The organism is Pseudoalteromonas sp. 11L1 (assembly GCF_055397545.1).
This window is the reverse complement of record NZ_AP041141.1, coordinates 2,763,392-2,780,071: the sequence shown is the minus strand read 5'-3', so window position 1 is coordinate 2,780,071 and position 16,680 is coordinate 2,763,392. Positions and strand designations below refer to the sequence as shown.

General features: G+C 40.2%; 12 protein-coding genes. 10 read left to right on the top strand and 2 right to left on the bottom strand.

Features of this window, described 5'->3' with window-relative positions; genetic code table 11:
- Positions 1–42: 42 nt before the first annotated feature.
- Genes ACZ5WS_RS13005 through ACZ5WS_RS12980 form a run of 6 tightly spaced genes read left to right on the top strand, consistent with a single transcriptional unit; the run spans position 43 to position 6,841 of the window.
- Positions 43–1,446, top strand: coding sequence for an undecaprenyl-phosphate glucose phosphotransferase (locus ACZ5WS_RS13005; RefSeq protein ID WP_464708951.1), 1,404 nt, complete (start codon positions 43–45; stop codon positions 1,444–1,446).
- On the top strand, positions 1,430–2,644 hold the full coding sequence (locus tag ACZ5WS_RS13000) for an outer membrane beta-barrel protein (RefSeq protein ID WP_464708949.1): 1,215 nt from the start codon (positions 1,430–1,432) through the stop codon (positions 2,642–2,644). Before ACZ5WS_RS13005 ends, ACZ5WS_RS13000 begins: the two co-directional genes overlap by 17 nt.
- On the top strand, positions 2,641–3,162 hold the full coding sequence (locus tag ACZ5WS_RS12995; RefSeq protein WP_464708947.1) for a polysaccharide biosynthesis/export family protein: 522 nt from the start codon (positions 2,641–2,643) through the stop codon (positions 3,160–3,162). The genes ACZ5WS_RS13000 and ACZ5WS_RS12995 overlap by 4 nt, the downstream gene beginning before the upstream one ends.
- 24 nt (positions 3,163–3,186) lie before the next feature.
- Entirely contained in the window at positions 3,187–5,394 is a 2,208-nt protein-coding gene (locus tag ACZ5WS_RS12990; protein WP_464708946.1) for a GumC family protein, read from the top strand.
- Positions 5,395–5,406: 12 nt separating this feature from the next.
- Positions 5,407–6,135: a tyrosine-protein phosphatase gene (locus ACZ5WS_RS12985; protein WP_464708944.1), complete on the top strand. Its 729-nt coding sequence runs from the start codon at positions 5,407–5,409 to the stop codon at positions 6,133–6,135.
- On the top strand, positions 6,128–6,841 hold the full coding sequence (locus ACZ5WS_RS12980) for a VpsP family polysaccharide biosynthesis protein (protein WP_464708941.1): 714 nt from the start codon (positions 6,128–6,130) through the stop codon (positions 6,839–6,841). Before ACZ5WS_RS12985 ends, ACZ5WS_RS12980 begins: the two co-directional genes overlap by 8 nt.
- A 998-nt stretch (positions 6,842–7,839) precedes the next feature.
- Here ACZ5WS_RS12980 and ACZ5WS_RS12975 read toward each other — a convergent pair.
- Together ACZ5WS_RS12975 and rsmF are read right to left on the bottom strand one after the other, a co-directional pair.
- Positions 7,840–8,211, bottom strand: coding sequence for a GxxExxY protein (locus ACZ5WS_RS12975; protein WP_464708939.1), 372 nt, complete (start codon positions 8,209–8,211; stop codon positions 7,840–7,842).
- 1,158 nt (positions 8,212–9,369) lie between these two features.
- A complete protein-coding gene (rsmF, locus tag ACZ5WS_RS12970) occupies positions 9,370–10,809 on the bottom strand; it encodes a 16S rRNA (cytosine(1407)-C(5))-methyltransferase RsmF (protein WP_464711510.1) in 1,440 nt (479 codons plus the stop codon).
- Between the two features lie 265 nt (positions 10,810–11,074).
- Between rsmF and ACZ5WS_RS12965 the strand changes: the two genes are divergently transcribed.
- From ACZ5WS_RS12965 to acnD, 4 genes are all read left to right on the top strand, one after another.
- On the top strand, positions 11,075–11,788 hold the full coding sequence (locus ACZ5WS_RS12965) for a GntR family transcriptional regulator (RefSeq protein ID WP_464708937.1): 714 nt from the start codon (positions 11,075–11,077) through the stop codon (positions 11,786–11,788).
- Between the two features lie 119 nt (positions 11,789–11,907).
- On the top strand, positions 11,908–12,786 hold the full coding sequence (gene prpB / locus ACZ5WS_RS12960) for a methylisocitrate lyase (protein ID WP_178955812.1): 879 nt from the start codon (positions 11,908–11,910) through the stop codon (positions 12,784–12,786).
- A 25-nt stretch (positions 12,787–12,811) separates the two neighbouring features.
- Complete coding sequence (prpC, locus tag ACZ5WS_RS12955; protein ID WP_464708935.1) at positions 12,812–13,936, top strand: bifunctional 2-methylcitrate synthase/citrate synthase; 1,125 nt, start codon at positions 12,812–12,814, stop codon at positions 13,934–13,936.
- 127 nt (positions 13,937–14,063) lie between these two features.
- Positions 14,064–16,673, top strand: a complete 2,610-nt coding sequence (gene acnD / locus ACZ5WS_RS12950) for a Fe/S-dependent 2-methylisocitrate dehydratase AcnD (protein ID WP_464708934.1) — start codon at positions 14,064–14,066, stop codon at positions 16,671–16,673.
- The last annotated feature ends 7 nt before the right edge of the window (positions 16,674–16,680 follow it).

Below are 16,680 nucleotides of genomic sequence, written 5' to 3'. Positions count from 1 at the left end.
AGGTGCTACTCACGCTGAATTAGCTACAAGGAATTAAGCAAAATGACATCTCCAAGGACTTTTAAACCTTCAGGTTCCTCTGATGCCAATTTTTACCGATTATTTGATATATTTGCATTGTTTTTAGCGTTTCAGTGCGCAGCCCTACTTTACAATTTTAAACTCACTCCTATTTATGCTGCTTCTGCGCTTACAGTTGCGCTTAGCTATTTATACAGTGCTGAGCTCTTTTCTACCTATCGCTCTTGGCGCGCTGGCAAATTTAGAAATATGGTGTTGTGTGCATGGGGCAGTGTGCTTATTGCATTCGCATTTTTATTGGTTGTTTCCTTTTTATTTAAGTTTAGCGAATCGCTTTCTCGAGTTGGAGTTGCTATTTGGTTCACGCTAAGTGTTTCGTTTTTATATATTTGGCGCTTGGGTGTTTACTTATATAAACGTAGTCGCCGTAAGTTAGGGTTGTCTCAACGGAATGTTGCCATTATTGGCGCAACCGAATCGGCCGCCTATTTACATGCTGAAATTGTTAAACACGATGAGCTAGGATTTAACTTTAAAGGTTTTTACGACGATAGAAATCCTGAGCGCTTATTTGAACAACTGGAACACCAAGGTGTTGAAGGAACAATACAAAGCGCTGTAGATGCAGCACGCAATGGTGAAATAGATATACTTTATATTGCACTGCCTATGAAAGCGCAAAAACGCATAGCTGATATTTTATTGCAGCTAGGTAATACCACGGTAGATGTGCACGTTGTGCCCGACTTTTTACTCTCAAACTTAATACACGCCCGTATTGAACATGTGGGTGATGTAGATACATTAAGCGTGTTTGAAGCACCATGTATTGGCGCCCATGAGTTTATAAAACGCACAGAAGATATAGTGGTTTCAGCTATTATTGTTACCTTAATTACTCCGGTTTTATTAGCGATTGCTGCTGCCATCAAGCTGACATCTAAAGGGCCTATAATATTTAAGCAAGACCGCTACGGTTTAGATGGACAAAAAATAAAAGTGTGGAAGTTTCGCTCGATGACAGTCACCGAAAACAGCGATGTGGTCACTCAGGCAACAAAAAACGACGCTCGAATTACCCCGTTAGGTGGCTTTTTGCGACGCACTAGCCTTGATGAACTACCACAGTTTATAAATGTTTTAAAAGGCGATATGTCTATTGTTGGCCCTCGCCCCCATGCGGTTGCTCATAATGAAGAGTACCGCCAAAAAGTAGAGTTTTATATGTTTAGGCATAAAACTAAACCGGGTATTACCGGTTGGGCACAAATTAATGGCTGGCGTGGCGAAACCGATACTTTGGATAAAATGGCCAAGCGAGTTGAATACGACTTACATTACATTAAACATTGGTCTTTATGGTTTGATGTGAAAATAATTTTTATGACAATTTTTAAGGGATTTAAAAGTGAAAATGCGTACTAATACAATTACCGCTTTACTTGTTGCGTTAGGGGTTTCTGCACCCTTATCGGCAGTAGAACTTCAGCCTGGCAGTGTAATGACTAAAGATGGCGCTGAAGTTACACCTACGCTGCAGCTTGGTGTAAGTAGTAACGACAACTTTTTTATGACGCCGTCGGCCACACAAACACGTTTAATATGGAATATAGCGCCCAGTTTAAATGCCTTAATTGAAGATGGCCCCGACAGCTATAAATTTGATATAGCATCAAGCACGTCGTTTCATAATAAAGACACTACAGATAATTTTACTCAAGTTAATGTAGGTGCGGGTGTACACAAAGAATTTACTAGCCAACACCGATTAGATGTAACTGGTGACGCCGATTGGTTATATGAGCCTCGTGGTGGCGGATTAACTGAAGGGCAGGGCAGTGCGTTAGATGAGCTTGTAAATTATCAACAACAAAACCTAACAGCTCGCTATGAATATGGCGCTGTTAGCTCTAAAGCTATGTTTGCTTTAACCGCAGGTTATTATAATAAAAATTACCAAAACTTTACGGCCATATCCCAGTACCGTGATTACGATAAGCCTATGTTAGGCATTACAGGTTATTATAATACCCAAGCCGGTACACGTACTTTTTTAGAAGTAAAGCAAGAAAACTATCAGTACGATGTAATTGACTCAAACGGTATTTCTCGTGATTCAAATGACGTGAAAGTACTATTAGGTATGGAGTGGGAAGCTACTGCCGTTACTACTGGCTCTTTTAAAGTGGGTTACCAAAATAAAGATTTTGAGTCGAACTTGCGTGATAACTTTAGTGGTTTAAGTTGGGAAGCGGCTGCAGTTTGGAAGCCATTGACTTATTCAACCTTGCAACTAGTTACTAGCCGCGCCGCTAAAGATCCACTACTTTCAGGCGATTACATTCGCGAAAGTGTCTACGGTGCAACCTGGCAACATGACTGGAGAGAATATCTAAGCTCTGTAGTAAGCGCTAATTACGTTGAACAACAGTACTCAGGTAATTTTAACCGTAAAGACAAAGTTAAAAATTTTCGCTTAGGCTTAAGTTATTTAGCCAATAACCTTGGCATGGTAACCGGGTATGTTGATTTTATTGATCGTAATTCAACGCAAGCTGATATTGAGTTTGATCGCGTTATTGTTGGCCTTAACTTTACATTTGCATTAAAGGGTAATGAATGAAGGTTAAAATTTTAACTAGCCTAATATTGTTACTCAGTTTTGGTAGTTTTGCGAGTGATTCGCAAAACTACCTATTAGGCGCAGGCGACAAAATAGAAATTAAAGTGTTTGGTCAGCCCGATTTAGACGTAACCTCACTGCTTGGTAATAGTGGTGAGATAAATTACCCATTTTTAGGAAAGGTTAAGCTTGTTGGGTTAAGCGTTTCGCAAGTTGAACAAACAATAATTAGTGGTTTACAGCCTGATTATTTAGTTAACCCAAATGTATATGCGCAGGTGGTAGAGTACCGACCTTTTTATATACATGGAGAGGTTAAAAAGCCGGGTGGATACCCTTATCAGCCTGCTATGACGGTAAACCAAGCGATAGCACTTGCCGGTGGGTTAACAGAGCGTGCCTCGGTTGATAAAATATTTATTTTTAAAGAGCAGACCAAACAGCAGCAACAAAAAGGTAGTTTAAATAGCCAAATTGCAGCGGGTGACACCATAAAAATAGAGCAACGCTTGTTTTAAGCGGTTTAAGGCAGTAATAACAAAATGAATACACACTCTGAAAAACCTAGCAACAACGAGGAAGTTATTGATTTAGGTGCTTATCTTAATGTTATTGAGCAAAGTAAATGGAAGATTTTAGGTTTTGCTATTGTAGTTACATTACTAACTATAATGGTTGCTTTAACTTTGGTGCCTAAGTATATAGCCACAGCCACTTTATTAATTGAATCGGAGCAAACCAAGGCTGTAAGCTTTGATGAAATATATGGCTTAGACTCTACTAAAAAAGAGTATTACTTAACCCAGTTTGAAGTAATTAAGTCAAACAGTGTTGCTCGAGAGGTAATTACTAAACTTAATTTAAAACAGCATACTGACTTTATTGCTAAACCTTCGCTTATAGGTGAGCTAAAAAGCATGGTTAAGCAGCTGTTACCTTTTTTAAATAAAAACGAAGGCTCTGTTCTTAGCGAAGAAGAGCAAGCAGAGCGAGAAATGTTGGGGTTACTTGCTGCATTTAAGTCTCGTTTAAGTGTGTCTCCTATACGCAACACTCAGCTAGTACGTGTAAGTTTTGAGTCGAGCGATCCTAAATTAGCTGCCTTGGTGGCTAACACGGTCGGCGAGGTATACATAGAAAGCCAAATGCGCGCTAAAATGGGTATTACCCAGCAAGCATCGAGCTGGTTAAATACACGTTTATCTGAATTGCGTATACAACTAGATAGCTCTGAAGTGCGTTTACAAACTTACCGAGAAGCGCAAAAGTTGGTTGATATAGAAGGTATTGCTGGGCTGGTTACTCAAGAGCTTGAGCAAATATCAAAGCAGTTAGTGGATGCTCGAGCGACTAAAAATAATCTTGAAAGCATTAACCGCGTTATTAATGAATATGGCAACGACAACATAGAACTACTTGGTAGTATGCCCGAAATTACCTCACACCGTGTTGTACAAGATGTTAAACGCGAAGTTGTATTGGTTGAGCGTAAAGTAAGTGAGCTTAGTGAGGTTTACGGCCCTAAACATCCTAAAATGATTTCAGCTAAATCTGAACTTGTAACAGTTAAAACTAACCTTAATAAGCAAATTAAAGGGTTAATTACCGGTATTGAAAAAGAGCTAAATAGAACAACGCGAACTGTAAATGCGCTTGAGCGAGATTTAGCTAAAATTCGTGCTGAATATCAAGATATTACTCGCAAAGAAACCCAATATAACCAACTAAAGCGTGAAGTTGAGACAAACCGTAATATTTTTAATACCTTTTTGTCACGCTCTAAAGAAACCGAAGTAACCAGTGACTTTAGCTCAGCTGCAGCTCGTTTTACAGACCGTGCTTTTGCACCAAACGAACCAAGTAAGCCTAACAAAAAGTTAATTGTTATTTTAGCCTTTGTTGCTAGCTTTGGTTTTGCGGTAGTAATGACTTTTGTTTTTGATGCCTTAAACGACACAGTTAAAAATAAAAATGATGTAGAAAATAAACTCGCTCAACGTATGTTAGGGTTATTACCGCATGTTGCGGTTCCTAAAAAGAGCTATTTTCCGATCCATGCTTATTTAGAAGATACCTATCGTCGTTTTGCCGAATCGGTACGCACCTTCCGCACTAGTTTGTTGTTAACTCATCTTGACCGAGCGCATCAAGTTATTGCGGTTACCTCTACTTCACCAGGAGAGGGTAAAACCACCACCTCTGCCAATTTAGCTATGTCGTTGGCACAAATGGGTAAGGTATTATTAATTGATGCAGATTTACGTAAACCAACGTTAGCTAAACGATTTGATATACCGGTATTTCACCCAGGTTTAAGTAATTTAATGATAGGCACTGAACAATTAGCGGAATGTGTTCATGTTGATGCGCAATCGGGTGTCACAGTTATGCCGAGCGGACAAATACCGTCTAACCCGCTTGAGCTGTTATCAAATCCACGCTTTGCTGAGTTACTTAGCGATTTAAAAGCGCAGTACGACCATATTATTGTTGATACACCGCCTACACAAGCTGTGAGCGATGCATTGGTAATTGCGCAAAGTGTAGATTCGGTAGTTTATGTTGTTAAATCTGATATTACCCGTATTAAACCAATTACAGCGGGCCTTGAGCGTTTATTTGAAGTAAAAGCCCACGTTGCCGGTGTAGTACTTAATAAGGTCGATATGAGTAAATCTAAAGATGAGCATAGCCATGGCTACTATGATTATTACGATTACTCACAGCAACCTGAAAAGCCACAAGCGTAACTAAGTTAGTTTATGATTGATATTCATACGCATATTTTGCCGAGTATTGATGATGGCGCTAAAGATTTAACAGAGTCTTTAGCGCTTTTAAAATTGGCTGAAAACGATGGCATTACTCATATGGTGGCAACGCCGCATATACATGTAGGTCGCTTTAATAATTCGATTTCTGTTATTAATGATAATTTGGCAAACTTACAACAAAATGCAAAAAATGAAGGGATTAATGTAAAATTAGCGGCTGCTGCTGAAGTACGTTTAGACATAGAGCTTATGGCAATGGTGATGGCTAATAAACTGCCTTTTATTGGTGAAATAGCAGGCAAAAATGTGCTGTTATTAGAGCTACCGCATTCACACATGCCTCAAGGTTACGATAAGTTTATTCAGTGGCTCGCCAAAAAAAATATACGCGTTATTATTCCGCATCCTGAGCGTAACCGCGATATTCAGTCAAACCTTTATTATATTCAGCACTTAAAACAGTTAGGTTGTGATTTTCAGCTAACGGCATCGAGTATTGAAGGTGAGTGGGGCGAAAGCGCTCAAGCAATTTCTTTGCAAATGCTCAAAGATGGTTTAGTGAGCTATGTTGCCTCTGATGCTCATTCAGTCAAACGTCGACCGCCTATTTTAAGCCAAGCTAGAAAAACAGTAGCGCAATTATTAGGTGAAGAGCAGGCCACAACGCTTTTTGTAACTAACCCGCTGCAACTAACCGAGTGTTTATTTAATGACTAAATTAAACATGTTCAAGGCAGTGCCTGCTGTTATTTTAGCCATGATAGTACTTGTTATTGCTTATACAAGTATGCAAAGTATGCGCGCAAATGCGTGGTACTTTAATGCCCTAAATATTGTGCAAGAGTCAGGTGGCGCTTTGTCTGGCTCATCGCTTCAGGCGGCAGAAAATGCGATTATCTTGGCTACTAATATGGACCCTGAGCATCCTCATTATTGGCACTTTTTAGCCCATATAAAAATGCTAGGTTTAGCCGGTACTGATACAACATCAATTAAGCAAACTGAACATACTCAGCAAACATATCAACAAGCTGAGCAAGCGTTGTTAAAGTCGGTTGAGTTAAGGCAAACTTGGGCACTAACCTGGATAAGCTTGGCGCAAGTTGTCAGCTATCAAGAGGGGCCAACAGAGCGAGTATATAATTATATTCAGCAAGCCAAAAAAGTTGGCCCATATAAGTTAGATGTTCATTTAGGTATTATTCAAATTGCGTTAATGTACTGGAATGAACTTCCACCCACCTACAAAGCCCTTTATGTGAACGAGCTTAAATTAGCCTCTAAATATGGTTATAAATTTAATAAAATTTTTAGTATGGCTAAAGAAATGAACCGTTTGCCAATTGTGTGTTTATCGCTTCAATTTGGAACTCATTTTGAGGCGGTTAGAGGCAGTTGGATGTTTAATAAATACTGTGGTTAAAAAAAATAAAGGGGCTAGGGATTAGGTGGTAGGTTTTAGGCTTATCCTCGAAACCCGACTACCAAAACATGAAGTTTAACTTCTGTAATCACAGCACTTCTTAGTTTTCTTTGTACATAATTTCCTGAAAATCTTATTGCACTGAGAGAAGCGAATGAGGAGTAAATGAGAAAACATTAACGATTAAGACCCTTATTAATGAAAGCTTTCTGTTTTTGTCACTTCCTCTAAAGCGCAGTGTCTCTTAACCCTCTTTGTGTATAATTTTCTTAAAGATCTAATTGAACTGAGAGAAGCGAATGAGAAGTAAATGAGAAAATAAAGCCACTAAGCTAAGTGACTAATTATTTTGTTACTACCTCTAAAAGCACAGCGTCTCTTAGCCCTCTCTGTGTATAATTTTCTTAAAGATCTTATTGAACTGAGAGAAGCGAATGAGAAGTAAATGAGAAAATAAAGCCACTAAGCTAAGTGACTAATTATTTTGTTACTACCTCTAAAAGCGCAGCGTCTCTTAGCCCTCTCTGTGCATAAATTCTTTAATGATCTAATTGCACTGAGAGAAGCGAATGAGGAGTAAATGAGGAAACATTAACGATTAAGCCCCTTATTAATGAAAGCTTTCTGTTTTTATCACTTCCTCTAAAGCGCAGCGTCTCTTAGCCCTCTCTGTGCATAAATTCTTTAATGATCTAATTGCACTGAGAGAAGCGAATGAGGAGTAAATGAGTAAACATTAACGATTAAGCCCCTTATTAATGAAAGCTTTCTGTTTTTATCACTTCCTCTAAAGCGCAGCGTCTCTTAGCCCTCTTTGTGTATAATTTTCTTAAAGATCTAATTGAACTGAGAGAAGAGAATGAGAAGTAAATGAGAAAATAAAGCCACTAAGCTAAGTGACTAATTATTTTGTTACTACCTCTAAAAGCGCAGCGTCTCTTAGCCCTCTCTGTGCATCTTCACTTAAGAGAATATTAACTATCAAGTTGAGTTAAAAATCATAAATTAAAGCGCTTGATACCATCAACTAACTTTAGTGTATTAAAGTTAATTAATAAGCCCGTATTTATATTTGATAGCTTCATATATGTAATCAACTGCGCTGAGTGAATAGGTTGGAGTTTATCAACGGCCTTCAGTTCAATTATTAATTCATTTGATAATAAAATATCCAACTTATAGCCTGTTGCAATATATTGTTCCTTATAAATTATTGGCAGTTCAACTTGATTTTTAACATTTAACCCAGCCTGACATAACTCATATATTAAACAAGATTCATAGCTTGACTCTAATAGTCCTGGCCCTAAAGTTTTATGTACTTCAATAGCGCACCCAATAACTATTTTTGTTAATTCGTCAATGTCCATGATTATCCTCATTCAATAGCAACTTTAAGAATTAGTTGCTTTGTTTCAGGCTTAACTAACGTTATAACCTGATTATAGTTTATTAAATTAGAAACCAAAGCCACTAACCCAAGTGATTAATTGTTTTGTCACTTCCTTTAAAAGCGCAGCGTCTCTTAGCCCTCTCTGTGCATAAATTCTTTAATGATCTAATTGCACTGAGAGAAGCGAATGAGGAGTAAATGAGGAAACATTAACGATTAAGCCCCTTATTAATGAAAGCTTTCTGTTTTTATCACTTCCTCTAAAGCGCAGCGTCTCTTAGCCCTCTCTGTGCATAAATTCTTTAATGATCTAATTGCACTGAGAGAAGCGAATGAGGAGTAAATGAGTAAACATTAACGATTAAGCCCCTTATTAATGAAAGCTTTCTGTTTTTATCACTTCCTCTAAAAGCGCAGCGTCTCTTAGCCCTCTCTGTGCATAAATTCTTTAATGATCTAATTGCACTGAGAGAAGCGAATGAGGAGTAAATGAGGAAACATTAACGATTAAGCCCCTTATTAATGAAAGCTTTCTGTTTTTATCACTTCCTCTAAAGCGCAGCGTCTCTTAGCCCTCTTTGTGTATAATTTTCTTAAAGATCTAATTGAACTGAGAGAAGCGAATGAGGAGTAAATGAGGAAACATTAACGATTAAGCCCCTTATTAATGAAAGCTTTCTGTTTTTATCACTTCCTCTAAAGCGCAGCGTCTCTTAGCCCTCTTTGTGTATAATTTTCTTAAAGATCTAATTGAACTGAGAGAAGGGAATGAGAAATAAATGAGAAATAAATGAGAAAATAAAGCCACTAACCTAAGTGATTAATTGTTTTTTCACCACTTCCCAAAGCGTAGCGTCTCATTGCTAAAACCTAAAACCTAAAACCTAAAACCTAAAACCTAAAACCTAAAACCTGTTTTAAAGACAAAAAAAGACCCAGAGCTATAAGGAACTCTGGGTTATAGAGGGGCTCATATGTGAGCCCTGCGCTAACTAAAGACACTTTCAGATTCTTAGGGAGAAGAAGAAAGTTATTTAAGTATAGTCAAAAGCTTCAAAAATACACATTTTTGCTCATTTTTTATACTGTAATAATTACAGTGGGTTACAATTGTTATGCACACTTAAGTTAGAGTTTACTCCCAGTTTATTAACTGCGTGTTTTGCACCAAATCTCTAGGTAGTGAGTTTTTAACCTTATTTTTTTGCCACTTTCCTAATCCAATAGGGCAACCACATAAGGTTAGGATCACTTCGCCAGTTGCCTTAACAACTTCATCCAAACGAATGTCTTTGCCATTAAAGTAATCACTGGCCTGCTGATTGTTTAGTTCCAGTACATTGCTTTTACATTGCTTACCAAATACGGTGGCAAATTCATGGGCGAGGCGCACCCCATTTTTATGAATAACGCCTACCTGAATACCTAACCGCGCGTATTTTATTTTGTTTTGTATTGCTTCAAATTCATCTGGGAACAGCCAAAGCTCTTTGTCGCGTTGCATTAAAGTGCCTGGTAGACTCGTTAAACCAAATTGCTTTTTGAGAGAGCTCATAAACGCACTTTGCTGTTTACTATCAAAATCAGTAAAGGGGAATGCGCCTTTTTTAACTTTTAGATTTTGGTTTTCGCAGCTGCTGTGTTTTTTAAATTTAGCAATAAAAAAGCCTTCACTGTCGAAGGTTTGCGGCCAAACATGTAAGTAACCCTCGTCTGTAGTGGCTTTTTCGGCGCCAGGGAAAAGGTCATTTAAAGGCTCTGGCGCGATGTATTCGCCAAATTCTTCTAGCAATGCATCACACACTTGCTGGTTTTCGAGTGGGGTTAATGTACAGGTTGAATACACCAGCGTGCCGCCAGGTTTAAGTGCATAAAATGCACTTTTAATCAGCTCTTTTTGTACTTGGGCAATGGTAATGTTTGATTCGATAGACCAATTTTTTAGTGCATCGCTGTCTTTACGAACTGTGCCTTCACCCGAGCAGGGCGCATCAAGCAAAATACTATCAAAGCATTCAAACATATAATTACCAAATACCACGCCATCAAAATGCGATAACGCACAATTACCAACACCCATGCGCTTTAGCGTGGCACTAAGTACTTTTAAGCGCGATGACGACAGCTCATTTGCAACCAATACACCTTGATTGTTCATTAGTGCAGCTAGTTGTGATGTTTTAGAACCCGGCGCAGAGGCCATATCGAGTACTGTGTTACTAGTTTGCAGGCTGTGCTTTAGTGCCATTGGCGGCAACATTGAGCTTGCTTCTTGTACGTACATTGCGCCGCTTAAGTGTAAGTCGGTATTACCTAGCGCTAAATTTTGCTCTTCATCGTTTGGGCGCTCTAGCCAAAAACCTTCATCGCACCAGGGTATGGCAGTGAGTTGCCAATTTTTTTGAGCTGCGTGGCGTTTAAATTCTTCAACACTCATTTTTAATGTATTAACGCGAACAGACTTACGTAAAGGCCGACGACAGGCATTTAAAAAATCATCTAAGGTAAGGTGATCAGGCAGATAAGTTTTTACGTCATCAATAAATTGCTCTGGAATATAAGTGTTAGCGTCCACGATTTGGCTCATACAATAAAATTTAAAGCCGGATAATAGCATTTTTGACGATTTTTTTCAGTGTTAAAGCCGAAATAGTAGCACCTTGAAAGTGTCGACACCTTATTGTGTAAAACGTATTTAATACTAAAAATTATTATACTTTTAGCTAATGCTGTCGACAACTTGATGGTTTTTTACTCATTCTTAGTGCTTTTAGGGTTGACACTGTTAGCTAATAAGCACATAGTTAACCCATAAATTGTCGACAATATAAAAAAACTTTATGACACAGCACTTTTTAAACGACACTGCAGTTACAACCGCTTCCGATAAAGTGTTTGTAGATATGCGCCGCGAAATTGTAGAAGGCAGCATTGCACAAGGCAGTAAAATATCAGAGCCAGAGCTTGCAAAGCGTTATGGTGTAAGCCGTGCAACCCTCAGAGAGGCATTAAACCGTTTAGAAAGTTGTTACTTAGTTGAGCGCAAAGCCAATATAGGTTGTCGTGTTGTGGCATTAACCGCAGAGCGTTTAATTGAGGTGTATCAAGTGCGCAGTGCCCTTGAAGGACTTGCATGTAGGTTAGCTGCCGACAATATGGAACCAGATGAAGTTCAAGGCTTGAAACAATTACTCAACCAGCATTTGCACACTCAGCGTGTTAAAGAAGGTGAGTCGTACTATCAAGAAGCAGGCGACTTAGACTTTCATTATCGAATCATCAAAGGCAGTAAAAACGCTCACTTAATTCATTTGTTATGCCACGACCTATACCAGTTAATAAGAATGTACCGTGTGCAAATGGGCATGGTTGGGCCACGCGTATCGAAAGCGTTTGACGAACATTTAGCGATTATAAACGCCATAGAAAATCATGATGGGGAGCTCGCCGAAATGCTAATGAAGCGCCATATCAGTGCTTCTCAAGCAAATATACAAACAAAATTTGATGGATATAAATCATTACAAGCCACTCAAAATGAAGTGGCTAGCTAGGGTCTGTTGATCTTTGCGGATTAAACCTTGAAAGGTCAATATATCCTAGTACAGATGTAACATTATTAAAAAATACTAAGCTGCCAAAGAGCAGCCCCGTTCAAAATTAGGAGAAGGTAATGTCAGCAGGATTAAAATTTAAACAGGCAATTGCAAATAACCACCCGTTACAAGTTGTGGGCACTATTAACGCGTATACCGCAATGATGGCTGAAAAAATGGGCCATCAAGCTATTTACCTATCTGGGGCAGGTGTGGCTAATGCCTCATTTGGTATGCCAGATTTAGGCATGACCAGCCTTGATAACGTACTTGAAGATATTCGCCGCATTACCGGTGCTAGCGATTTACCATTATTAGTTGATGCCGATACAGGCTGGGGCGGAGCCTTTAATATTGCCCGTACCGTTAAAGAAATGACCAAAGCGGGTGCAGCAGGCTTTCATATTGAAGATCAAGTAGCGCAAAAGCGTTGTGGTCATCGTCCTAATAAAGAAATAGTTACTCAAGCTGAAATGGTTGACCGCATTAAAGCCGCAGTTGATGCTAAAACCGATAGCGATTTTTACATTATGGCGCGTACTGATGCATTTCAAAAAGAAGGCTTAAATGCAGCAATAGACCGTGCAGCTGCCTGTGTTGAAGCGGGTGCCGATGCCATTTTTGCAGAAGCCGTTCACGACCTTGCTGATTACCACGCATTTAGCAAAGCGATTAATGTGCCGATTTTAGCCAACATTACCGAGTTTGGCCAAACCCCAATTTATACCAAAGAGCAGTTAAGCGATGTGGGTGTAGAAATGGTGCTTTACCCATTAAGTGCATTTAGAGCTATGAACAAAGCGGCACTTAATGTGTACTCGGCTATTTTGAATGAAGGGTCGCAACAAAGCCAAATTGAAAACATGCAAACGCGTGCAGAGCTTTACGACTTTTTAGATTATCACTCGTACGAAAACACGCTAGATAACCTTTTTTCAGCAAAATCTGACAAATAATAAAAAATTCAACAGGAGACAAATCATGGTAGATAAAGCATTAGGTGGCGCAGGCTTACGTGGCCAAGTAGCAGGACAAACAGCATTATGTACAGTAGGGCAAACAGGCTCAGGTTTAACTTACTGTGGTTACGACATTAGCGAACTGGCTGAAAAAGCGCAGTTTGAAGAAGTGTCGTTTTTACTTTCACGCGGCGAGCTACCAACATCAAGCGAACTGGCAGAGTACAAAGCTAAACTTAAGAGCTTACGTGGTTTACCTGAGTCACTAAAAACAGTGCTAGAGAACATCCCTAAAGACGCACACCCAATGGATGTAATGCGTACTGGTTGTTCTATGCTAGGTAACCTTGAAATGGAAAATGACTTTAGCGAAGCAAACGATGCGATTGACCGCATGGTGGCAATTTTCCCAAGTATTATTTGTTACTGGTATCGTTTTACTCATGACGGTGTTCGTATTGAAACCCAAACTGATGATGATTCAGTAGGCGCACACTTTTTAACGCTATTACATGATAAAGCGCCAAGTGAATTATTTGCACAAGTGATGAATGTATCACTAATTTTGTACGCAGAGCATGAATTTAATGCCTCTACCTTTACCGGTCGTGTGTGTGCATCAACGCTTTCTGATATTCACTCATGTGTTACCGGCGCAATTGGTACCTTACGCGGTCCACTACATGGTGGTGCTAATGAAGCGGCAATGGATATGATTGAAGGCTTTAGCAGTGCTGATCAAGCTGAAGATGCACTAATGGGCATGCTTGAGCGTAAAGATAAAATCATGGGCTTTGGCCACGCTATTTACCGCGAGTCAGATCCGCGTAATGTAATTATTAAAAAATGGTCTGAAAAATTAGCCGCAGAAGTGGGTGACGATGTGCTTTACCCAGTATCAGTTCGCTGTGAAGAAGTAATGTGGCGTGAGAAGAAGTTATTCTGTAATGCCGATTTCTTCCATGCTTCGGCGTACCACTTTATGGGTATTCCTACTAAGTTGTTCACGCCTATCTTCGTAATGAGCCGTGTAACCGGTTGGACAGCTCACGTAAAAGAGCAGCGCGCAAATAATCGTATTATTCGCCCAAGTGCCGATTACACAGGGCCAGATGCGCGTAGCTACACGCCAATTGAATCAAGATAAACATATAGTCCATACAAAGGTGAGTTACCAACTCACCTTTTACGGCTTTAGCAAATTATGCAAACAATATACCTTCAAATCTAAAGCCTGTCTTGATTAACCCCGTCACCAAATTAGCGAATTTATTATGACCATTATTAATAACACTCAATACCGTAAGCCATTACCAGGCTCAAATGTAGATTACTACGATACCCAGGCCGCAGTAGATGCCATTAAACCAGGTGCTTACGCCACACTGCCTTACAGTTCGCGGGTATTTGCCGAAAACTTAGTACGCCGTTGTGAACCCGATATGCTAACCGATGCGCTTAGCCAAATTATTGAGCGCAAGCAAGACCTAGATTTCCCATGGTATCCGGCACGCGTTGTATGTCACGATATTTTAGGGCAAACCGCTTTAGTTGATTTAGCGGGCCTGCGCGATGCTATTGCTGCAAAAGGCGGCGATCCTGCAAAAGTAAATCCGGTTGTGCCAACACAATTAATTGTCGATCACTCGTTAGCCGTAGAGCATGCAGGCTTTGACCCTGAAGCATTTGAGAAAAACCGCGCCATTGAAGACCGACGCAACGATGACCGTTTTCATTTTATAAACTGGACTAAAACTGCGTTTAAAAATATTGATGTGATCCCGCCGGGCAATGGCATCATGCATCAAATTAACCTTGAAAAAATGTCACCAGTAATTCAAAACCGTGATGGTATTGCATTCCCAGACACGCTAGTAGGTACCGACAGCCATACACCGCATGTTGATGCATTAGGTGTTATTGCTGTTGGCGTGGGCGGCCTGGAAGCAGAAAGCGTAATGTTAGGACGCGCATCGTACATTCGTTTACCCGATATTGTAGGCGTAGAGCTTACCGGTAAACGCCAACCGGGCATAACTGCAACCGATATTGTACTGGCAATTACCGAATTTTTACGTGAGCAACGTGTGGTATCGACTTACCTCGAATTTTACGGTGAGGGTGCTGATGCACTAACCCTGGGTGACAGAGCAACTATTTCGAACATGACCCCAGAATTTGGCGCAACCGCGGCTATGTTCTACATCGACGATAAAACTATTGATTACTTACGTTTAACAGGTCGTGATGAAGAGCAAATTGCATTAGTAGAAAACTACGCTAAAACAGCGGGTTTATGGAGCGACAGCTTAAAAACAGCACATTACGACCGTGTGCTTAAATTTGACCTATCAAGCGTTGGACGCAACATTGCAGGGCCTTCAAATCCGCATCGTCGTGTATCTACTAGCGATTTAGCAGCGCAAGGTATTTCGGGCGTTGTTGAAAATGAAGAAGGCTTAATGCCAGATGGCGCGTGTATTATTGCCGCTATTACTAGTTGTACTAATACCAGTAACCCACGTAATGTAATTGCTGCAGGTTTATTGGCGCGTAACGCCAATGAAAAAGGTTTAATGCGTAAACCTTGGGTTAAAACATCCCTGGCACCGGGCTCTAAAGCAGTGCAATCGTACCTTGAAGATGCAAACTTATTACCAGAGTTAGAGCAACTTGGTTTTGGTATTGTTGGTTTTGCCTGTACCACTTGTAACGGTATGAGTGGTGCGTTGGACCCTAAAATTCAACAAGAAGTGATTGACCGCGACCTATATGCAACGGCTGTGCTTTCGGGTAACCGAAATTTTGATGGCCGAATTCATCCGTATGCAAAGCAAGCGTTTTTAGCGTCACCACCTTTAGTAGTTGCTTATGCAATTGCGGGCACCATTCGCTTTGATATAGAAAAAGATATACTCGGTAAAGATCAACAAGGTAACGATGTAACATTAAAAGATTTATGGCCATCTGATGAAGAAATAGATGCGGTTATCAAACAAAGCGTAAAACCAGAGCAGTTTAGAAAAGTATACGAGCCAATGTTTAACTTAACCGTTGATTACGGCGAAGATAACGACCCTCTATACGATTGGCGCCCAGAGAGTACGTATATTCGCCGCCCACCTTACTGGGAAGGAGCATTAGCAGGCGAGCGCAGTATGAGTGGTATGCGTGCATTAGCGGTACTTGGCGATAACATTACCACCGATCATTTATCTCCTTCTAATGCAATTATGGCAAGCAGCGCTGCAGGTGAATACTTAACTAAAATGAACGTGCCAGAAGAAGACTTTAACTCATATGCAACGCACCGAGGCGATCACTTAACCGCACAACGAGCCACGTTTGCAAACCCTAAACTATTGAATGAAATGGTATTGGATGAAAACGGTGAAGTGAAGCAAGGATCGTACGCGCGCATAGAGCCAGAAGGTGAAAACACGCGTATGTGGGAAGCCATCGAAACCTACATGCAACGTAAGCAACCGCTTATAATTGTTGCCGGTGCTGACTATGGCCAAGGTTCGTCGCGCGATTGGGCGGCAAAAGGTGTCAGGCTTGCTGGTGTTCAGGTTATTGCAGCTGAAGGGTTTGAGCGTATTCACCGTACTAACCTTATTGGTATGGGTGTGCTACCACTGGAGTTTGCTGCAGGTACAACCCGCAAAACACTTAGCCTAGATGGTAGCGAAAGCTATGATGTTAAGGGCGAACCAGCACCAGGGGCAACTTTAGAATTAGTGATTACCCGTAAAAATGGTGAGGTATTAAACGTGCCAATGAAATGCCGATTAGATACGCAAGAAGAGCTTTCTATTTATGCCGCAGGCGGTGTATTACAACGCTTTGCGCAAGACTTTTTAGAAGCAACACAAGCATCATAAGGACATA